The organism is Nostoc sp., from assembly GCF_036916575.1.
Taxonomy (GTDB): domain Bacteria; phylum Cyanobacteriota; class Cyanobacteriia; order Cyanobacteriales; family Nostocaceae; genus Nostoc.
Map to the genome: position 1 here is coordinate 21776 of NZ_JBALGC010000055.1, position 22327 is coordinate 44102.

16 protein-coding genes are annotated in these 22327 nt (G+C 43.7%); 8 read left to right on the forward strand and 8 right to left on the reverse strand.

All coding sequences use genetic code 11. From position 1 onward, the window contains the following. Positions 1 to 776: 776 nt before the first annotated feature. The 8 genes from V7L29_RS12970 to V7L29_RS13005 form a co-directional block, all read right to left on the reverse strand. Positions 777 to 926, reverse strand: coding sequence for a hypothetical protein (locus tag V7L29_RS12970; protein ID WP_334690566.1), 150 nt, complete (start codon positions 924 to 926; stop codon positions 777 to 779). An 83-nt stretch (positions 927 to 1009) separates the two neighbouring features. Next, positions 1010 to 1555: a photosystem I reaction center subunit XI gene (locus tag V7L29_RS12975; RefSeq protein ID WP_334735727.1), complete on the reverse strand. Its 546-nt coding sequence runs from the start codon at positions 1553 to 1555 to the stop codon at positions 1010 to 1012. Between the two features lie 234 nt (positions 1556 to 1789). After that, positions 1790 to 4012 carry a photosystem I core protein PsaB gene (gene psaB, locus V7L29_RS12980; RefSeq protein WP_334735728.1) on the reverse strand — a complete coding sequence of 741 codons (2223 nt, stop codon included), beginning with the start codon at positions 4010 to 4012 and terminating at the stop codon, positions 1790 to 1792. A 528-nt stretch (positions 4013 to 4540) separates the two neighbouring features. Further along, positions 4541 to 6910 (reverse strand): photosystem I core protein PsaA, encoded by a 2370-nt coding sequence (psaA, locus tag V7L29_RS12985; protein ID WP_334735729.1) that lies wholly within the window; start codon positions 6908 to 6910, stop codon positions 4541 to 4543. 443 nt (positions 6911 to 7353) lie between these two features. Continuing rightward, positions 7354 to 7749 carry a response regulator gene (locus V7L29_RS12990; RefSeq protein ID WP_334735730.1) on the reverse strand — a complete coding sequence of 132 codons (396 nt, stop codon included), beginning with the start codon at positions 7747 to 7749 and terminating at the stop codon, positions 7354 to 7356. A 293-nt stretch (positions 7750 to 8042) separates the two neighbouring features. Continuing rightward, positions 8043 to 8417 (reverse strand): response regulator, encoded by a 375-nt coding sequence (locus tag V7L29_RS12995; RefSeq protein WP_334690561.1) that lies wholly within the window; start codon positions 8415 to 8417, stop codon positions 8043 to 8045. A 259-nt stretch (positions 8418 to 8676) separates the two neighbouring features. Continuing rightward, on the reverse strand, positions 8677 to 11397 hold the full coding sequence (locus V7L29_RS13000) for an ATP-binding protein (protein ID WP_334735731.1): 2721 nt from the start codon (positions 11395 to 11397) through the stop codon (positions 8677 to 8679). 92 nt (positions 11398 to 11489) lie between these two features. After that, positions 11490 to 12593, reverse strand: coding sequence for a response regulator (locus V7L29_RS13005; RefSeq protein ID WP_334690559.1), 1104 nt, complete (start codon positions 12591 to 12593; stop codon positions 11490 to 11492). A gap of 683 nt (positions 12594 to 13276) precedes the next feature. Here V7L29_RS13005 and V7L29_RS13010 point away from each other — a divergent pair. From V7L29_RS13010 to psbD, 8 genes are all read left to right on the forward strand, one after another. Continuing rightward, positions 13277 to 14572, forward strand: coding sequence for a photosystem II q(b) protein (locus tag V7L29_RS13010; protein WP_334735732.1), 1296 nt, complete (start codon positions 13277 to 13279; stop codon positions 14570 to 14572). A gap of 632 nt (positions 14573 to 15204) precedes the next feature. Further along, positions 15205 to 16296, forward strand: coding sequence for a photosystem II q(b) protein (gene psbA / locus V7L29_RS13015; RefSeq protein WP_334735733.1), 1092 nt, complete (start codon positions 15205 to 15207; stop codon positions 16294 to 16296). 54 nt (positions 16297 to 16350) lie between these two features. Continuing rightward, the gene (apcD, locus tag V7L29_RS13020) at positions 16351 to 16827 is read left to right on the forward strand and encodes an allophycocyanin subunit alpha-B (RefSeq protein ID WP_334735734.1); all 477 of its coding nucleotides are present in this window, start codon (positions 16351 to 16353) and stop codon (positions 16825 to 16827) included. 102 nt (positions 16828 to 16929) lie between these two features. Next, positions 16930 to 17415, forward strand: coding sequence for an allophycocyanin subunit beta (locus tag V7L29_RS13025; RefSeq protein WP_334735735.1), 486 nt, complete (start codon positions 16930 to 16932; stop codon positions 17413 to 17415). A 103-nt stretch (positions 17416 to 17518) separates the two neighbouring features. Then, positions 17519 to 17998 (forward strand): allophycocyanin subunit alpha-B, encoded by a 480-nt coding sequence (apcD, locus tag V7L29_RS13030; RefSeq protein ID WP_334690554.1) that lies wholly within the window; start codon positions 17519 to 17521, stop codon positions 17996 to 17998. Positions 17999 to 18078: 80 nt separating this feature from the next. Beyond that, on the forward strand, positions 18079 to 20361 hold the full coding sequence (locus tag V7L29_RS13035) for a phycobilisome rod-core linker polypeptide (protein ID WP_334735736.1): 2283 nt from the start codon (positions 18079 to 18081) through the stop codon (positions 20359 to 20361). A gap of 151 nt (positions 20362 to 20512) precedes the next feature. Then, a complete protein-coding gene (gene apcD / locus V7L29_RS13040; RefSeq protein WP_334690552.1) occupies positions 20513 to 21034 on the forward strand; it encodes an allophycocyanin subunit alpha-B in 522 nt (173 codons plus the stop codon). A gap of 129 nt (positions 21035 to 21163) precedes the next feature. Then, entirely contained in the window at positions 21164 to 22222 is a 1059-nt protein-coding gene (psbD, locus tag V7L29_RS13045; protein WP_334690551.1) for a photosystem II D2 protein (photosystem q(a) protein), read from the forward strand. Positions 22223 to 22327 lie beyond the last annotated feature (105 nt).

Here is a 22327-nt window from a genome sequence, read left to right on the forward strand (position 1 = left end):
CTATACCGCAGGCTTTACAGCTACGCTCAGGACAAGCTCAGTACATGCTCAAAAATTGTCTTCCCAACCTCGTTTTCAGCCATATTTTGAGTAATCTTGCTTATTGACAAATTGTATCCGACCTTAACCTATCACAAATGGGGTAACGTAGACGCAAAGAACACAAAGAAATAAGAATAGGACTTACGCAATAACTCTCTGAAACCTTATTCCTTTGTGTCCTTTGTGTTCTTTGCGGTTCGTTTTTTCATGATTTTGCGTAAGTCCTGAAGAAGTTAAAAAGGTTTGGCACAATCTCACAAAGAAATTGTCAGTAATTCTAAATTTAATAATTGACAAGGAGTTGAGCCGATTCTGACTTTTCCCGTTATCTTTTTGGTGGAGCGATGTCTGCGACGGGCTACGCCTACGCTTACTATGCTAAATCTTCTTGAGAGAACCATGAAAACGCTGTCCAATAAAAATGAACATTATTTACTAACATTTTAGGGCTTGAGCAATGATTTGGGCTTTTGACCTTAATTTTGTTAGTCAAGTTTTGATGTTTAACTAATAATTTGCCATAACAGGTACTGAAGAACATAAAAAATAACCAGCAGTCAACAAAACTGCTGATTTATTTAGCAACTTACGAACTGGTGATCAGTGTTTGTAAACCAGTTAGAACTTATAATTCTGTGATTTAATTTTGTTGTAGCAAAGTACGCGTTAAGGCGCGTGAAAGAAGCATCATCCTATTTTTTAAAAGTAGGTGTGTTATGAATTCATTAGGAAGCTCATCCTTCCTCTTGAGAGTTTTCTTTTTGAATCCAGATAAATACTAAAGCAAACACTGGGAAAGGCAAAATATAGAATATTAAGGGAATCATTATCCAGGGTAGCCATGAAGCGGCATAATCACCTGTTAGTTGTGTCATATCTACCATGATGTATTCTCCTCATGAATTCAAAGTTGAAAAATTTATGTCAGCCACCCTCTGGACATCTCCAAAATTCCAGACAAGCTTGATTAACTAGCGTTAACCGCACCTCGCAAGATAGCATCTAAAGAATCAAAATTTTCTAGTAGAAAGTAGGCAAATATCGCGCCACCCATTGCACCAACAAAAATTCCACCATTCAATTGACTCCATTCTTCACGATTTCTTAGTGGTCTAAGCTGGTCTTTAGAATATGAACTATAAGCTCCTTTAGGATTTCCTTGGAAAGTAGTAATTGCAAAAATGGAAATACCTAAACAAGCTGATACAGCTATATATATAGAGGTAATTAATCCACTGAGATTCGTTCCATGTGCCGACTCTCGCAGGGGCCCAATTACAACCTCTGGCCCAACTAGGAAATAACCATGAGCCATGCCAATTTCTAACCCTCGCATGAAAGGTGTTAATCCTTTACGGTAGGCGGGCAAATTATTAATGAAAGCCCTAACTAAGGGAGAATCATTGATAGGAGTGGATAGATTACCAAGCTGAGGGTCTCCTTTGTAGGGTTGAATTATATCTTCTTGATCATATTGTTTAATTACCTCTGCTGTGTCAGATGGATTAGACATTATTATTTCTCCTTGTTATCTTAGTTAAATACTATCATTGGCGTGGAGAGTTAAAGCATTTTTATTGAAAATTAACATATCAAAAACTAAAAAACTCTCCTACCTAAAGAGGTAAGAGAGGAGGTCGAAAACTGAATATTTTTAGCTGAATACTTGCATATTAATTACGCATTATTTTTTTGGAAAGCGTGATTTAAAGTGTAGTTAAACAGCTTTGAAACTCGATTTTTCTGCTTAACCAAACTTACCTGCTGTTGAGGCTATTAAGAAAGCCCCATAGGTTGCGATATAACCAACAGTAAAGTGAGTTAAGCCGACTAAACGAGCTTGAACAATTGACAAAGCAACGGGCTTATCTCTCCAATAGCCAAAGGATAGTGGAGTTTGTTCATGCGCCCAGGCTAAGGTTTCGATTAATTCTTGCCAGTAACCCCGCCAGGTAATCAGGAACATGAAGCTAACAGCCCAGGCTAGGTGTCCAAAGAGGAACATCCAAGCCCAAACGGCTAAGTTATTTGTGCCGTAAGGATTATAGCCATTAATCAACTGTGCTGAGTTCGCCCAAAGGTAGTCTCGGAACCAGCCCATGAGATAGGTAGAAGACTCATTAAATTGGGCAACATTGCCTTGCCAGATGGCAAGATGTTTCCAGTGCCAGTAGAAGGTGACCCAACCAAGGGTGTTAAGCATCCAAAACACGGCGAGGTAGGAAGTATCCCACGCAGAAATATCGCAGGTGCCGCCCCGTCCAGGGCCATCGCAGGGGAAAGCATAGCCGAAGTCTTTTTTATCCGGCATTAGCTTAGTACCGCGAGCATCCAGCGCACCTTTGACTAAGATGAGGGTGGTGACATGCAAACCGAGGGCGATCGCATGATGTACATAGAAATCACCAGGGCCAATTGTCAGGAATAAGGAGTTGGTGCCGTTGTTAATTGCCTCCAACCAACCCGGTAACCAGACATTGCCATGATTGGGCCATGCTGTGAAAGCAATACTATCTGGATTTGACAGCAATGTGTTAAACCCATACAACAGCTTACCGTTAGCCGCCTGGATAAACTGAGCAAATACAGGCTCAATCAATATTTGTTTGTCAGCCGCCCCAAAGGCTACTTCTACATCATTGTGGACGTACAAACCCAAAGTATGGAAGCCCAAGAACATCGATACCCAGCTAAGGTGAGAAATAATCGCTTCTTTGTGATTGAGTACCCGCTCTAGGACATTTCCTCGATTCTGTTCTGGGTCATAGTCCTTAATCCAGAAGATCGCAGCGTGGGAAAACGCCCCTACCATCAAGAAACCAGCAATGTACTGATGGTGTGTGTATAGTGCCGCCATTGTGGTAAAGTCCTTAGCGATAAACGCATAAGGCGGCATGGAATACATATGCTGCGCCGTCAAAGAACTCGCTACACCCAAACAAGCTAATGCCAAAGACAGTTGGAAATGCAAAGAATTATTAACGGTTTCGTACAGTCCTTGGTGAGGTAAGTTGAACGGACCCTCAACTTTATTGCCGTAGAAGTCCTTGGAGTCCATCATCTCTTTGATGCTGTGACCAATACCCCAGTTAGTCCGGTACATGTGACCTGCAACAATGAAGATTACAGCGATCGCCAAATGGTGATGCGCCATATCTGTCAACCACAAAGATTGAGTCTGGGGATGGAAGCCACCCAAAAAGGTGAGAATTGCTGTTCCTGCGCCTTCGGAACTATTAAATACATGGGCTGGCGTATCGGGATTTTGCGCGTATGCCCCCCAGTTCCCAGTAAAGAACGGTGCTAAACCACTTGGATGTGGTGGGGTAGACAAGAAGTTATCCCAACCTACGTGAATACCACGAGATTCTGGAATAGCAACATGTATTAAGTGACCAGCCCAAGCTAAGGAACTGACACCAAACAAACCCGCTAAGTGGTGGTTGAGACGAGGTTCTGCACTCTTGAACCAAGCCAAGCCAGGACGGAACTTGGGCTTTAAATGCAACGCGCCTGCAAACAAAAATACAGCCGCCAGCAAAACTAGGAAAATAGCCCCAGCATACAGTTCATCATTCGTCCGTAACCCGATGGTATACCACCAGTGATAAACACCAGAGTAGCAAATATCTACCGGGTTACGTGCTCCCGCTTGGGTGTAAGCTTCAATTGCCCCTGGGCCAAATTGAGCATCCCAAATCGCGTGGGCAATGGGACGGATATGTATGGGGTCTTTAATCCATAGTTCAAAATTACCTTGCCAAGCAACGTGGAACAAAATTCCCGACGCCCACAGAAAGATAATTGCCAGATGACCAAAGTGAGAAGAAAAAATCCTTTGATAAAGATTTTCTTCCGTCATGCCATCTTGACTTTCAAAATCGTGAGCCGTGGCGATCGCATACCAAACGCGTCGCGTCGTTGGATCTTGTGCAAGGCCTTGGCTAAATTTGGGAAATTTAGTCGCCATAGTTTTAAAAGTTTTGAGATTTTCTCGTTCCCAGGCTGAATCTGGGATTGCACATCGAGAGGCTAAACCTCACGGGAGAGTCTTTCCTATCTTCGTCCTAGCTCTAACTAGAAACGGCAGGTAGCGATGTCTACGACCGGCTACGCCTACGCTCGTTTCTATGCAATACATCTGACCTCTCTTCCATTCCTCTCTCCTAAAAGGAGGAGCCACTGCGCCCTTACGGTTTCCCGACTTCTTCGCTCTTAGCGTTCCCGTAGGGTAGCAACTGTCGTCGGCTCTGCCGAGTGCCAAGCATGTGGCGTCAGAGGCTTTGAATTTTACTCCCCTTCCCTTGCAGGGGAGCCAGTGCATTGCGGGGGTTCCACAGCAGTCGCTCATGAGGGGAACCCCCTACAGCCCTTCAAACATCCTACGGCAGGCGCTAGCCTCTCCCTTTGGGAGAAGACCGCGCTGCCTCCCCGTTGTAGCAACTGGCGTAAGGGGTTGGGGGTTAGGTCTAATATTGGTCGATTGCAAACCGCTATATCATCCCAATGCCGACATTCGCGCCAGGAAGAACGCCCAAGTGGTGACAATTCCTCCCAAAAGGTAATGAGCTACCCCCACAGCCCGACCATGAGTGATGCTCAAAGCGCGAGGCTGAATAGCTGGGGCAATTTTCAACTTGTTGTGCGCCCAAACAATTGATTCGATTAATTCTTGCCAGTAGCCACGACCACTAAACAGGAACATCAGACTAAAGCCAAAAACGAAGTGTCCCGCTAAGAACATTAAGCCGTAGCCCGAAAGTGCTGAATTGTAGGATGTGATTACTTGCGTCGCCTGCGCCCAGAGGAAATCACGCAACCAGCCGTTATTAGTGATCGATGATTGGGCAAAGTTTCCGCCCGTAATGTGCGTCACTACCCCATCTGCATCTACGGTTCCCCAGACATCCGACTGCATCTTCCAGAAGAAGTGGAAAATTACCATTGACAAGGAGTTATACATCCAGAACAGACCCAGGAAAACATGATCCCAAGCTGATACCTGGCAAGTACCGCCTCGTCCCGGGCCGTCACAGGGGAAGCGGAAGCCCAAATTAGCTTTATCTGGAACTAAACGCGAACTGCGGGCAAACAACACACCCTTCAGCAGTACTAAAACAGTGACGTGAATTGTGAAGGCGTGAATGTGGTGAATCATAAAATCTGCAGTACCCAAAGTAATGGGCATCATCGCCACTTTGCCAGCCACTGCCACAATACCGCCGCCGAATGCATAGCTAACAGGTTCGTGCAGATTAGGTGCAGCAGTTCCCAATCCGCCCAGTTCCAAATTTCGCAAGCCGCCGAATGCATCACCCAGAGGTGCAGCAGCTTGGAGAGATGGATTTCCGATGGTCATTGTCTGGATATGTTGTATCCACTGAGCAAACACTGGCTGCAATTGAATTCCTGTATCCGAGAACATATCTTGGGGACGACCAAAAGCCCGCATGGTGTCATTGTGGCAGTACATTGCAAAGCTATGGAAGCCAAGGAACTGACACACCCAAGCCAGATGAGAAATAATTGCGTCCCGATGGCGTAGTACCCGATCCAGCACGTTGTTTAGATTTTGTTCTGGGTCGTAATCTCGCACCATGTAAATCGCTGCATGGGCTGCTGCGCCAACAATCAGGAAGCCTCCAATCCACACATGGTGAGTGAATAGAGATACCTGTGTAGCATAATCAGTCGCCTGATAGGGATAGGGCGGCATCGAGTACATGTGATGGGCAATGATAATGCTCAGAGAACCCAACATTGCCAGATTGATTGATAGTTGAGCGTGCCAGGAAGTTCTCAGAACTTCAAACAGACCTTTGTGACCAACAGGCCCAATAAAACTCAAGAATGGCAGCATATTCGGAGTTCTGGCATCATCCAGCATTTCCTTAATACTGTGACCGATACCCCAATTGGTACGGTACATATGACCAGCAAAGATGAATAGCACTGCGATCGCTAAATGATGGTGTGCTATATCTGTTAACCACAAGCCGCCAGTCACGGGGTTCAGACCACCTTTAAAAGTAAGGAAGTCAGCAAAATTTCCCCACTGCAAGGTGAATAAAGGCAGTACACCCTTGACGAAACCCCAATCTGCACGAGGATATAACTGGGCCATCAAGCCGGAATTCAAGATGAATTCGTGGGGTAAAGGAATGTCTTTGAGAGCTACCCCAGCATCTAACAACCTGTTGGTTGGTAAGGCAACATGAATCAGGTGTCCTGTCCAACCCAAAGAACCCAAGCCTAAAAGCCCCGCCAAGTGATGATTTAACATCGACTGGGTATTTTGGAACCATGCCAACTTGGGAGCGCGTTTGTGATAGTGGAACCAGCCGGCAAACAGCATCAGTGCTGCCATCACTAAGGCACCAATGGCGGTGCAATATAGCTGGAACGTATTAGTAAAACCCTCCCCACGCCACATCTGGAAGAGTCCAGAGGTAATTTGAATGCCGTGGAAGCCGCCGCCTACATCTGCATTCAAAATTTCTTGACCAAATATCGGCCAGACAACCTGGGCGCTGGGTTTAATGCCAGTTGGGTTCGCCATCCAAGCTTCAAAATTGGAAAAGCGAGCGCCATGAAAATACATACCGCTCAACCAGATAAACACTACAGCTAAGTGTCCGAAGTGAGCGGCGAAGATTTTGCGCGATACATCTTGTAAATCGCTGGTATGAGTATCAAAATCGTGGGCGAGTGCGTGTAGGTTCCAAATCCAAGTGGTGGTTTTGGGTCCCCTAGCAAGGGTGCGGTCAAAGTGACCTGGTTCCGACCACTTCTTAAATGAAGTTGGCACCGGCTCGTTATCAACCTCAACCCTTACCACCTTTTGCTCTCGCTCAGGAGTAATTGTCATTGAAATTCTCCCTTTTCTGTGAAAGAAATGAGAACCTTACTCTGCTCAAAGTTCCTGTATTAAGTAGTTAGTTATTAGTTGGTAGTCGCTAACCAAAAATAATTAACTGCTTGAGAATTTACAACTTTGAGTTTTGTCTATTGGTAAGCTGTTCCACATTGAAATTGCATAATCTCAGAAAGATAATTCTCTAGAAGCTTAGATGCATAAGAACTTGAGAATGTCTTTCTGAGAAGTTATGCAATTGTAGGTGACTTTCAGTTTAATGATTTAACAGCAGAGAAAAAAGCCAGCGATTGACTAACCAGTGACGCTAGATTAGCGAAACAAAGGTAACTCAAGAGAAATTAAGTAGCTGAAAAACTCTTTCTTTGGAAAGAATAGGAAAGAAAAATGAAGAACTTATGAAGGAAAATACTTTCTTAACGAAAGGTTACATTTGATTATCGGTTCCAGCCCAGCACTGCTGAAACTTGGCTAGCTAGAGTCATTAAATCGAAAGGTTTAGCGATCACAGTTCTCACCCCCAATTTGGTAAACTGCTCTAGTTCCTGAGACGATACTGTAGTCGTTAACAAAATTACAGGTATATTCTGGGTTACGGGGTTGTTCTCTAGTTGGTGCAAAATTGTAGATAAATCTCTATCGGAGGCAAAAGTATCCAGATCTACAAGAATAACATCAACTTTTTGCGTCTTTGTTTTAGCGATCGCTTCTTGCCTCGATGCCGCCGTCATTACCTCCCAGCCTTCTCCTGTCTCCAAGCAAAGCTGAGTCACTTCCCGAATAGCATTTTTATTCTCAATCAGTAAGATGCGTCGGGTTTTCACTATTAACATTTACCTTCGATTTGGGAATCTTCTGGCTTGCGTGTATTGCCAGCTTCTTCTTATAGGGTAGGTAAAAAATATGAAAAACTCATGAAGAATGTTGACAGTTAACTGTTAAATAGTTGTACATAATTAATTACACAATTTCATTGCGAATAGAGCGTACTACTACGGAGAAGCAAGCTACGTGCTAGCGTCTCGTAGAGAAGCGTAATGAAGCAATCGCAAGGGTTTGGGATTGCTTTTCTACGAGACGCTCCGCGAACACTTCTTTGGCAATGACTGTAAATATTTTTGTCCAGCTACTTAACTATTAACGCCTGTGCAACTTGTTCAGACAGAGTAAAGGGGTCGTAAGGCTTAGTAATTACTGCCGCCACCTTTAGTTGAGTAAACTGACGCTGTTCGGCAGCCTGTGCTTTTGCTGTTAATAAAATCACGGGAATATTCTGGGTTTCAGGATTTGCTTGCAGATTCTCCAACGTCGTCAACCCATCCATATCCGGCATCATTACGTCTAAAAGAATCACATCTGGATGTTCACAAGCAGCTTTGAGTAAACCTTCTCTACCAGAACCAGCTGTCAGCACTTCCCATTCATTAGCTATCTCTAGACATATCTGAGTGGTTTCTCGGATATCTTCTTCATCATCAATAATCAAGATCCGCTTGTTCATTTGTTATACCATTTTGGATTGTGAATGCGAGTGCGTCTGGCAGATAAAAATTTACTGGTAATCGCGTTTAGCTTTCCATTTGTCACAGTCATTTTTCAAATTAGTATTAGTTGTTGTTTGTTCATTTGTTAGTTGTTGATTATTCCCACTAACTAATGACTAATAAGTAATTCAGGGTAAGGTGTGTTAGGCTGCGCTAACACACCCTACATAAACTTTATATTTGTTTACATACATTTTTTTTTCATCGCCTATGTACTTAATTACTAATAGGTAATGTGAAATAAAATGTGCTACCTTCCCCTAAAGTACTTTCTGCCCAAATCTGGCCTCCATGCTGTTGTATAATGCTGCGGCAGATTGCTAATCCCAAGCCAGTTCCCCCTTGATGACGCGAGTTAGAGGCATCGACTTGCTGAAAACGGTCAAAAATCGTTTCCAGTTTATCCTCAGGAATTCCTCGCCCTTGGTCTTTTACCTGGAATAGGATGTTGGAGTGGCCAGGGTCACAGGAAGAACTAATCCCTTTTGTGACTTCTGTATTTATTTCTTTCCTAGTCTCTACTTGGGCGCTCAAGCAAACTGTAAAACCTGGAGATGAAAATTTAATCGCGTTGCTGAGTAAGTTGGTGAGTGTTTGGATGATGCGGTCTGAATCTGCCCATAGCTGCACTGAAAGGGGTGTTAATTCTAGGTTAATCTCTGCTCTTTCTGCCATTGCCCGCATTACGTCCACCGCTTGACTCATCAACTCAGCTGCATTGCAGGTCTGTTTATACATCGTTACTTTGCCAGAATTGATGCGTTCAATATCAAGAATGTCGTTAATCAGACGCACCAAACGGTTAGTATTATCAAAGGCAATTTCCAGCATTCGCTGACTTTTTTGTGGTTGATCATTTAAGGAACCATGCGCTAGTAAACCTAAGGCGCTGCGAATTGAAGTCAGAGGTGTCCGTAGTTCGTGACTTACCACTGAGACAAACTCATCTTTCATTCGCTCGACTATCTGTCGCTCGGTAATATCCTTAAATATGACTACTGCTCCGACAATATCGCCTTGTTCTCTAATTGGTGTACTTACATACTCGACTGGAAATTTCGACCCATCACAACGATAAAATATGTCATCAGAAATATATTGTACTGCCCCAGTTTCCAGAGTGGCGCGAATAGGATTTTCTTCCCAGCAATAAGGAGTGCCGTCGGGTTGGGAATGGTTCACAATCCCGTGCATAAACTGATTTTTTAGTTCTGTCACCCCAGATAAAAGCATTCTGGCTGCTGCTGGATTGACGAAGGTGATTTTACCTTGGGAATTTAAACCGTAAATTCCCTCACCTGCGGAGTTTAAAATTAACTCGCTCTGTCGGCTGAGGCGTTCTAAAGAGGCTTGTGTTTGCTGGCGAGCGCGTAGTGCCCGTTCGCGTTTGCTCATTTCCCGCAGCAATCTTTCATTAGCACGCTGTAACTCTGCCGTTCGTTCCTGTACTCGCTGCTCTAATTCGGCATTCAAGGCAGAGATTTTTTTCTCTGCCTGCTTGCGTTCTTCAATATCCCGCTGCAAGTCAGCATTGAGGACGTGAACTTGCTGATACAGTTCATATTGATGGATTGCCATAGCAAAGTGACTACCCAAAGCTTGGGCGAGTTCAATTTCTGCGGTTTTCCATTCTTGGGCTTGACTGTGCTTTAACTCTCGCCATACTTCAAAGGATTGAACTGGACGCTGATGTCGCGGATCATCGCGGTCAGGTCGTCGCGCCCACAGAGTTTCTGTGTCTATTTCATAGCGAAAAATACTTAAGTAACCTAATATATGCTGCCGATATTGCAAGCAAATAACCAATAAGCTGCGAATCCCAGCATCACAAAATGCCTGTGTCAGGTCTGACTGTAGTGCGGCTCGATATAAATCAGTAATTGCCCACACTAGTTTTCCTTTCTCGACAGTCGCCTCCATGTTTAACCACTCTTGCCAACCAGGATGCTCCTCGAAGAGGATGGGGGTATTGGGCATTGAGCATTGGGGAGCCACTGCGTTCCTGTCGCCTTGCGTCGGAAAGCAAGTGGCATCATTGGGCATTGTTATTTTCTCCCTGCTCCCCTGCTTCCCCTGCTCCCCTGCTTCCCCTGCTCCCCCTGCTCCCCCTGCTTCTCTGCTTCTTCTCCCGTCCCCCATTCCCCAATTCCCATAGCTAAACACCTGAGCCGCCTCACCTGGGTTTTGGGGAGCGATATAAATTCTGCCACCGGCTGCCTGTAAAGCAGATACAGTCAACTCCAGCGCCTGTTGTAACTGCATTTCGGTCATGGAATGCAGTAGCTTGGCCACACGGTTAATTGTGGCTTCTTGGTTAGCTTGAGCGCGGGTTTGTTCGAGGAGGGTATTTTGAGCGATCGCAATTGATAATTGATCTGCAACCAGTTGCACTACCTGTAATTCCCGCTCGCTCACCTCTCGCGACGAACTGTGATGAGATACCAACAATCCCCATAATTGGTCACGATGCAAAATTGGCACCACTAGAGAAGATTGCACTCCCATTGAGATAAGGTATTCTACATGACATGGATCTACGAGTTGATACCGGATATCATTTTCATCAAGTGGTTCGGTCGTTTCCAGACAATCTAAGGGACTCAGCCCAATTTGCTGTGCTCCAACATCCACAATTGAGCGTTGACGAGCTTTTAGAAACAACTCACGAGCTTCAAGTGGAATATCCTCAGCGGGAAAGTGTTGCCCTAGTAGGGATGGTAGGCGATCGCGGTTAACCGACTCAGCCACAACCTCACCGCTAGCATCTTCATCAAAACGATACACCTTAACACGATCAGTCTCCAAGAATATACGTACTTCAGCAACGGTTCCTGAGAGGATTGCTGGCAACTCTAGGGATTGACGAATGCGGTTCATCATCCGATGTAGCAGCGTTTCCAAGGAGTCGATAGGCTTTTGTTTTTTGTCTTTTGTCATTTGTCAGTTGTCCTAAGAAAGCGGCAAACCAAGAAAGTCTTTTTCTATGTCTTTTTCCAATGACTAATGACTAATAACTAATGACACAGCATTTATTCGCCCACATCGTCTACAACATAATGGCAAAGTACTTTATCTAATTCTCTAAATCCAGATTGCTGTAGTTCCCCAGAAAGAAGTTCTACTAAATGGCGAAGACGCAATGCCTCACTTTGGTCAAGAGTAATTTGGGATAGCAATATCTGCTCTATGTGTTTAGCCAGACGTGAACCTTCTGCAAAGCCAAAAATGCCCAAAGCTCCCCCTAGCTTATGTGCTGCATGATATGCTTTTTTGCGTAATTCTTCAGAGAGATTATTGGCTTGTAAGGCGAGTGAGGCTTGTTGTAGAATTTCTAAGCGATCGCTACTGTGTACTCTCAGCTTCTCCCACACAACTGCTAATGCTTCCCTAATCTGTGGCTTCCTCTTGCTTTGGCTTAGTTTTGTCTGTCTTGAGGTTACAGAAGGTTTTTCTTCATATGCAAATGCTTTTAGACGATAACCTAAACCATAGACTGTTTCAATAAAATCAGTTGGTGCACCAGCTTGCGTTAGTTTCTGCCGCAAACCTTTGATGTGAGCTGTCACCGTATCCTCTTTGGGTGCTTCTTCTACAGACCAGAGGTGGTCTAAAATTTCACTGCGGCTGAAGACAATATGCTCGTTACGCAGAAAAAGCTCCAGTAAACGATACTCCTTAGGCGTTAAATTCAAACCATGACAACCATAAGTCACTTCACAGCTACCAGTGTCGATACGCAGTTTTTCCCATTTCATCACTGACAAAATAGGTGAATTTCGTCGCCGCAATAAAACGCGAATTCGAGCTAATAATTCCGAGAGTTCAAAAGGTTTAACAACATAGTCATCTGCTCCGGCATCTAATCCCATCACTTTGTGAGTGCTAGAATTTTGAGCCGTCAGTAGCAGTATAGGTGTTTGATAGTTATGGGAACGTAACCTCTGACAAAGTTTTATGCCGTCCAATCTGGGCAGGATGATATCTAGCATAATTAAGTCATAGCTAAAAGCTTCTACTAGCTCCCAACCAAGCAGACCATCAGCAGCAATATCAACTACATAGTGTTGATTACCAAGAACATTTTCAAGTGTTTTGGCGATACACTCGTCATCTTCAACTAGTAAAATTCTCATTCTCTATAACCCTACTGTACCTAAAAGCTAGGAGTTCATCAGAGGGAAAACAAATAATTAGGGAACTCCAAGAAATAAATCATTATGTAGGATTAGGATCGGCAAGATGCCCAGCCTACCAAAAAATCTTGGCGAATTTTGTTCTTTGGCAGTCCCTTAGCAACAATTAAAGTAGAAAAGTTTTACCTCAGAAAAAATCTGCCAATTGTTCATCACATATCATTAGCACAGCACAGTGCAAATAGAGCAATCATTGAAAAGCAATGAAACGCGGTATAGGAATTACGTAGCTTGCTTCTCGCCTTTGGCGAGTATTACGAATTCTGCCTTGCGCTACTACTAGCATCTGTGCTGAACAGAAAGCTCTGTATCGGAACAAGTCTATTTCAAAATCATTATTGACTGTTCTTTGATCCAAAAGTTATACAGCTTAAACCAAATTTACATTTGTTTACTTATTTTGATAATTTCAATGTGACTTACATCTTCATTTTTTAATACCTTTATATAGTTCTAGAGCCGTCATTGAAGAGCCAGGGGTAGGTCTTTCTACTCTAACTCTTGTGATTGATATTGTTAACTTTTGTGAAGATATGAACTTCCTTCATTGGTTCTTCATGTTTTTTTCTTATCTTTCTTCCATCGACCTTGAAGTAGTTTTTGTCTCAGCGGCTTTGGTTTGAGTGCAAAAGATAATTCTGTTGTCTCCGGTTTTAGAAACTGTGGCGATAGAGAATTCCTATTTAATTATGCAAGGATCTATTAAGATGACGCCAAAGTCAGACAGCATAATTGCAACTTCGACTGTTAGCGTAGACGAGGCAGTCAGAGCAGCGGCTCCCGCCGATGTTAACTGTCATGCAGCACGGGTTGCGCCTGCAAATCACAATCTTCAAACAATTGCAACAAACATCTTAGAAAGACGCGAAAAGATTAGTTTATGGGAAAAGTTTTGTTCATGGGTGACCAGTACTGAAAATCGGCTGTATATTGGCTGGTTTGGCATACTGATGATTCCCACTATTTTAACGGCAACCACCGTTTTCATCATTGCCTTGATTGCTGCTCCGCCCGTAGACATGGACGGAGTGGGTTCACCAATTTCCGGTTCTTTACTCGACGGCAATAATATCATCTCAGCTGCTGTAGTACCGACATCAGCTGCAATTGGTTTGCACTTTTACCCAATTTGGGAAGCTGCTTCTTTAGATGAGTGGCTTTACAGTGGCGGCCCTTACCAGATGGTTGTGCTGCACTTTTTGATCAGTATCATCTGTTACCAAGATCGGGAATGGGAATTGAGCTATCGCTTAGGGATGCGTCCCTGGATTTCCCTGGCGTTTACTGCTCCCGTTGCTGCTTCCATCTCTGTATTCTTAATTTACCCAATTGGACAAGGCAGTTTTTCTGCGGGAATGCCTTTAGGGATTTCCGGTACTTTTAACTTCATGTTGCAGTTTCAAGCAAATCACAATATTCTGATGAGTCCGTTACATCAGTTAGGAGTGATTGGGGTATTAGGTGGTGCAATGCTGAGTGCGATGCATGGTTCTTTGGTAACATCGACCTTGATTCGTACTAAAGAAATCGACTCAGAATCGATTAATGTCGGATACAAACTCGGTCAAAAACATTCAACCTACAACTTTAGGTCTGCTCAAACCTATCTTAGGCGGTTGGGATGGCGGCGTGGAAGTTTTCCTAACTCTCGCAAATTGCATTTCTTCCTAGCGGCTTTTCCAGTAGCAGGAATTTGGTCTGCCGCCTTAGGGGTTGATGTCGCTGCATTTAACTTTGAAAAACTCACATTTGATCAGCCAGAAATCAAAAGCCAAGGACGAGTTATTAACACTTGGGCAGACACAATTGATTGGGCTGATTTGGGGATAAAAGTGGCAGGCGAAAGCGATCGCCGAGTTTATAATTTCTCTGAAGATTTAACTACAGGGGAAGCAGTGCCGTTGAGTTTGGAATTTTAAATTACTTGGGAACGCCTATTTCATACCATTTTGGATTTTCTCCTTTTTGATTCCTCGTTCCCAGTATCAGACTGGGAAAGCATTCAGAGAGGTTTTACCTCCTACTGTGATCAGTAAAAAAATTGACCAAGTTATGAGGTAATAGCCCACCTGTGAATAGGGTTCGGTTAAAATCCCCCGCCTGTAGTGATCCCCTTTTTTAGGGCAGGGATGTTTCATTCCATAAGGTAGAAATTTTGTCAACAGCATGGGCAATAAATTTGGGGAAGAGAAAAATTACCGGATCAACGAGTAAATTTCAGTGCGTTGGCAAAGCCTTGCCGTACTCCTACGGAGAAGCAAGTTACGCGTAGCGTCTCGCACAGAAGGCATCGCCATTTTATTGTCCAATCAGATTTTTTAATCACCTGATTTTTTTACCTCGCGCTCTTGTAAATTAGAGCTTTTTAGGGAATGAAACAGCCCCGCTTTTTAAGAGAGTAACAGAGGGTTATAAGCAAGCCTTTTTGAAGGTGGTTGGGGGAATCTTTGAAATATTAAAACTTTAACTGAACCGTAGTAGCCCACCTGTAGGCATTCCCAGCCTGAGATTGGGAACGAGTAACAAAAAATTTTTGAATTTTGAATTACTTATGACTACGATTTTAAAACGACAAAAGAGCCGTTTCCCAACCTGGGAGAGCTTCTGTAATTGGGTTACTAGCACTGAAAATCGGCTATATATCGGCTGGTTTGGTGTCTTAATGATTCCTCTGTTGGGAGTTTCCTTCTGCGTCTTCACCATCGCCTTCATCGCCGCGCCGCCAGTTGACATTGACGGTATCCGCGAACCGGTAGCTGGTTCATTACTCTACGGCAACAACATCATTACCGGAGCCGTAGTCCCCATGTCCAACGCCATTGGCTTACATTTTTATCCCATCTGGGAAGCCTCCTCTATGGACGAATGGCTTTATAACGGCGGCCCCTACCAGATGATTGCATTTCATTACATACCTGCCCTTAGTTGTTACATGGGGCGTGAATGGGAATTATCTTACCGTCTTGGTATGCGTCCTTGGATTTGCGTAGCCTACAGCGCACCGTTGGCAGCTACAACCTCTGTATTCTTGATTTATCCCATTGGACAAGGCAGTTTTTCTGATGGTCTGCCTATGGGTATCAGTGGTACTTTTAATTTCATGTTTGTGTTTCAAGCCGAACACAATATCTTGATGCACCCCTTCCACATGTTGGGAGTGGCTGGAGTCCTTGGAGGTTCACTGTTCTGTGCTATGCATGGTTCACTGGTAACATCTAGCTTGATACGTGAAACAACGGAATCTGAATCACAGAACCTTGGTTATAAATTCGGTCAAGAAGCAGAAACTTACAACATTGTCGCGGCGCACGGCTACTTTGGCCGTTTGATTTTCCAGTACGCCAGCTTTAACAATAGCCGAACGCTCCATTTCTTCCTTGCAGCTTGGCCCGTAGTTTGCATTTGGGCTACAGCTTTAGGCATCAGCACAATGGCATTTAACCTTAACGGATTTAATTTTAATAACTCAATTCTCGACTCTGAAGGTCATGTACTTCCATCTTGGGCTGATGTTTTGAATCGGGCAAACTTGGGTTTTGAAGTAATGCACGAGCGCAATGCTCATAACTTCCCATTGGATCTTGCTAGTGGCGAAGCATATTCTGTGCCAGTTGCACTTCAAGCCCCTGCAATTACTGGTTAGACAATTGTTCAGTGGAAAAACCGCTGATTACTAACAAATAACAAAGAGTAAGCAATGAGCATAGTTACAGAATTGATTTTGAATGCTGATAGTGAATCTCGCTATCCTGCTCCTAAAGAGCTAAGAGTTTTTCAAGAATTTTTGAAAACTGGAGACCAGCGAATTCGCATTGCTAAAATATTATCACAGAACGAACAAAAGATTGTACAAAATGGCAGTCTAAAATTTTGGGAACGGTGTCCTAATACTCCTAGTAATAGCGGGAATGAGCGCAAGACAGCTTCTTGTCAACGTGACCAAGGTTGGTATGTCCGCTTAGTTGCCTATTCTATCTTGGCAGGGAGTGAAAAACCCTTGGAAGAAATTGGCACGATTGGTATTAAGGAAATGTACAACAATTTAGAAATTCCTCTCAGAAATATCGTTGAGGCTATGCGCTGCGTTAAAGATGAAGCCATATCCCTGCTGAGTGAGGAAGATGCAGTCGAAGTAGGCCCTTATTTTGACTACATCATTAGAGCGTTGTCATAGGAAAGTTAAGGATGAAGTATGAAGTTTAAAAAGCAAGTTCTTACTTCATCTTTTCTTAACTGGTAATTACAAATACTTAGGAAATAAATCAGGAGAAAAATAATGCAAGATGCAATTACTGCTTTGATTAATTCCTCTGACGTTCAAGGCAAATACTTAGATAATAATTCTTTAGAAAAGCTGCAAAATTATTTCCATAGTGGCGATGTCCGCGCTCGCGCAGCGACCACAGTTAGTGCCAATGCCAAAAATATTGTCACTAAAGCAGTTGCTAAATCTTTACTTTACACAGATATTACTGGCCCTGGTGGCAATATGTATACTTGCCGTCGTTATGCAGCTTGTATCCGGGATTTAGATTATTTTCTGCGTTACGCCACCTATGCCATGTTAGCTGGTGACACATCAATTCTTGATGAGCGGATTCTAAATGGCTTAAGAGAAACTTACAACTCTTTGGGCGTTCCTGTTGGTGCAACTATCCGATCGGTGCAAGCCCTGAAAGAAGTATCCACAAGCATTGTAGGTGCTGAGGCGGGTAAAGAATTGAGTGTCTACTTCGACTACATTGCTTCTGGCTTGAGCTGAAGAGTTAGGAGTTAGGAGTTTGAAATTAAGAGTTTTACATTCATAATTACTCAGTCTTAACTCCTAATCTCACCGTCAATTTCAGTAATAAAAGCACAAAAAAATGAGCATTATTACAAAATCAATTACTAGCGCTGATCGGGAAGCTCGCTATCTCAATCCGGGTGAGTTAAACGCTATTCGTGACTTTTATGAAGGTGGATTTTCTCGGCTGCGTATTGCTGTAACTCTCACAGAAAATGAACAAAAAATTGTAGAAAAAGCAAGTCTAAAGTTTTGGGAACGATGTCATGAGACTCCCAGTAATAGTGGGAATAGAATTTATCGGTCTTCCTGTTTGCGTGACCAAAGTTGGTATATTCGTCTGATTACATATTCTATAGTGCTGCAAGATATCGAGCCACTGGCGGAAATTGGCACTATTGGGGTTCAGGAAATGTACAACTCACTAGAAATTCCACTCTTCAATCTAGTGATAGCAATTCGTTGTCTTAAAGAAGTTTCCTTAGACCTGTTTAATTTAGAAGATGCTGCGGAGTTAGCACCTTACTTTGACTACTTAATTCAGGAATTGACACCCTAACAGAGAGTTAGGCGTTAGGAGTTCAAAAGTTTGAATTAATAACTTCTAGCTATTACCAATTAACAATTACCTTTTTAACAATGAGTATAAAAGCAAGTGGTGGTAGCCCTGTTGCTTACCCGCAAAGATATCAAACTTTACCTATTGCAGTAATTTCACAAGCGGAACAACAAGACCGCTGTTTAAAGGATACTGAACTTCAGAAACTGGGGTCATTTTTTAGTTCTGGTAATCAGCGGTTAGAAATTGCGGAAACATTGACTCGTAAAGCAGACGAAATTGTGTCTGCTGGAGCAAACCAGATTTTTGTTGGCGGTTCGCCGATGGCTTATCTGGAAAAGCCTCAAGACCTTGTGGGATTACCTGGTTCTGGTTATTATGTGGCTGAGGATTATCTGACGGCGGCGAGGAAAAGTGGTGTTGCTGCTAGTAAGGAACGCCTTAACATAGCAGACAATCTAAACTTTTTCAATCCTTTGAGCAGTTGGTTGGAACGAGCGCGGACTCTTTTTACTGATAGAGAACCACTTCCTGGAGGTTTCCGCTTTATCAATGTCTCTCGCTATGGGCCAAGGAGGATGAAAAGATCCATGCGAGATTTAGCGTGGTTTCTACGTTATATCACCTTTGCCATAGTTGCTGGAGATGACAGTATTTTGACAGCCAATGTCCGGGGATTGCGCGGTGTAATTCCGGAAGATGTAACCGAAGCTACTGTAGTTGCTCTCAAGGAAATGCAACGCCAATCCCTTGGCTACTTCCCAGAGAATGCTGAGGCGAGGGAACTGATAAAGCAATCTTTTCAGATATTGATAACTGAGTATTTAGCAGAAAAACCCTCAGTAAAACTCAGAGTTGGGGTTTCCAACGAACAGCAAGGTTTAGTATTACCTCAAAGTTATGCGATCGCAGCAGAACATCGACTAAAATTTGTGATCAAGTCGGTGCTGTCTGAAACTGAAAAGCAAGCTGCAATTAAAGCTGCTTATCGTCAGGTCTTTGAGCGCGATATCACCGCAACTTATGATTTTCCCGCGACTGAATTGGAATCTCAGGTTAAAGGCGGTCAAATCTCGACGAAAGAATTTATCCGCCGTTTGGGTAAATCTTGCCTTTACCGCCGCTTGTTCTATGAACCGTTTACTATTAGTCGCGTTATCGAATTGGCGATGCGTCACTTTTTAGGACGGGGGTTGAGTTCTCTGACGGAGTTCCAAGAATACTTTGCCATTATTACCAAAGGTGGTTTGCATAAGCTGATAGATGCGTTGGTAGATTCCCAAGAATACGCTGACTATTTCACAGAAGAAACTGTACCCTATCTGCGTGGTTTAGGTCAGGAAGCGCAAGAATGCCGCAATTGGGGACCGCAACTGGAATTATTTAAGTACAGCGCTCCTGTTCGCAAAGTTCCTCAGTTTCTAACCCTTTTTGGGAAGTATGAGAAACCTTTACCCAATCAGCACCCCTATGGTTCTGGTAATGACCCCCTAGAAATTCAGTTCGGTGCGATCTTTCCTGTGGAGACTTTGCCTGCAACGACTCTACACAATCCTGCACCCTTTGGTAAAGATAATCGTCGCATCCTTATTAGTTCTGAAAGCTTTGGACAAGTCCCCGGCTCTTTGGGAAGGGTGATGAAGCTAGAGCCGACAAATCACCGGAATGGTCAACAAACAAACGGTTCTAGCCCCAAGTTGCCCATCGGACTTAGTGTCAGTCTGACGAACAATTCCCCAACAGCGGTGATTCAGGGAGCTTATCGGCAGATATTTGGGCGCGATGTTTTTGAAGGTCAGCGTTTAACATCTGTTGTGGAGTCAGAGTTACTATCTGGCGAAATTACGATGCGGGAGTTTATTCGTCAGTTAACTAAGTCGAAATTATTCCGCAAAACCTATTGGGAACCGTTGTATGTTACCAAAGCGATTGAATACATCCATCGGCGGTTGTTGGGTCGTCCTACTTACGGACGTGAGGAAATGAATCGCTATTACGATATCTGTGCAAATCAGGGCTTCTACGCTTTGATTGACAAAATCATCGACAGCGCGGAATACATTGAAGTTTTTGGTGAAGATACGGTTCCCTATGAGCGGTATGTGACACCAAGGGGTTTGGTGATGCGACAGTCATCAGCCGCTCACGCTCTCAACCTGTCGGAAAAATCGCTGCTTTCATCGCCATCGGAATTGGATCGGTTTGTTCCTAACAACGGCAACGGGAAAATACAACGTTTGCCAGAGTCGGCGAATAAGTATGAGTTAAACGCTCAAAAACAAGAGTTGTCAGCAGAACTCAGTTCTGTAGAACCGGGGGGGATTGATTCTGAAAGTGAGGAAAGTTACATCAATCCTGTGTAATTTATTTTTAACGAACCGCAGACAGAGGAGTGGGAAACTTGTGGTTCCCTCTGGGGATAAGGGGTAAGAAGTATTTTCATATTTCGTGACGCGAGTATAACAAAAAATGAAAATCTCTTTCCCAGTAAACAGTTAACAGTCAACATTTGCTATGAGTCTAGTCAAACAAGTAATTCTAAATGCTGATGAAGAATTGCGTTATCCCACCCCGGCAGAAATTCAAATGATTCAGAATTTTTGCCATTCGGGGGAACAGCGGATTCGGATTGCGACAACTTTGGCAAAGAACCAAAGTCGGTTGGTACAACAAGCTAGTGATAAGTTCTGGAAGGTGTGTCCGGTGACACCCAGTAATAGCGGCAATATGAGGAAAACTGCTTCCTGTCAACGCGACCAAGGTTGGTATATCCGTTTAGTTGCTTACTGTATTTTGGCGGGGAATGAGCAACCTTTGGAAGATATTGGCACGATTGGGATGAAGGAAATGTATCAATCTTTGGGAATTCCGATTTTCAATTGGGTGGAGGCGGTACGCTGTATCAAAGAAGCAGCACGGCAACTCCTTGGTGATAAGGATGCTGCGATCGCTACTCCTTATTTCGATCATATCATTCAAACTCTCGCCTCTCCCGGCCCTCCTTATTTTCAAAATAATGGTCGGACGGATTGGTGAGAAGCAAAGTAGGGAGTAGGGAGTGGGGAGTAGGGAATAGAGGGGAAACTTTCTGTAAGTCTTTCTTCATTGCCCAGTTCCCACTCCCCACTCCCTAATTAAAAGTTTTTTATCAGCAGGACAAATTATATGACTATAGCTCTCAGACGCGGTTACGCAGGCTGGGGATGGTTTACTGTCCTTGATGACTGGCTCAAACGCGATCGGTTTGTATTTATCGGTTGGTCTGGTTTATTACTCTTCCCTTGCGCCTATATGGCTTTGGGGGGTTGGTTTACTGGCACAACGTTTGTTAGTTCCTGGTACACTCACGGCATAGTTAGCTCTTACTTGGAAGGTTGCAATTTCTTAACTACTGCGCTTTCCACTCCTGCAAATAGTATGGGTCACTCCCTACTTTTCCTGTGGGGGCCAGAAGCTCAGGGAGATTTTACGCGGTGGTGTCAAATTGGCGGTTTGTGGAATTTCGTTGCCTTTCATGGTGTCTTTGCTTTAATTGGTTTCATGTTGCGGCAATTTGAAATTGCGCGAGTGGTAGGCGTTCGCCCTTATAATGCGATCGCCTTTTCTGCACCGATTGCTGTTTTTGTTTCTGTATTCCTGATGTACCCTTTGGGTCAATCTAGCTGGTTTTTTGCTCCCAGTTTCGGGGTAGCGGCAATTTTCCGTTTTTTACTATTCTTTCAAGCTTTCCATAACTATACCCTCAACCCTTTCCACATGATGGGTGTGGCAGGTGTCTTAGGCGGAGCATTGTTGTGTGCAATACACGGTGCCACTGTGGAAAATACTTTGTTTAAAGACACTACAGGTTTTAATACTTTTAGTGGCTTTACCCCCACCCAATCTGAAGAAACTTACTCAATGGTGACTGCAAACCGCTACTGGTCGCAGATTTTCGGGATTGCCTTTTCTAACAAGCGGTGGCTACACTTTTTCATGTTATTTGTGCCGGTAACTGGTTTATGGATGAGTGCGATCGGTATGGTGGGTTTGGCGTTTAATTTGCGGGCATACGACTTTGTTAGCCAAGAGTTACGGGCAGCAGAAGACCCAGAATTTGAAACGTTTTATACCAAAAACATTCTCTTGAATGAAGGGGCTAGAGCCTGGATGGCGCAAGGAGACCAACCCCACGAACACTTCCAGTTTCCAGAAGAAGTATTACCTCGTGGAAATGCACTTTAAGAAAGTTAGGAGTTAAGTAGCAATTTTAGATTTTGGATTTTGAATTGTTTTTTTCAGTTCGTTGCCGATGCTGGTACTCCTTCCCTACGGGACGCTACGCGAACA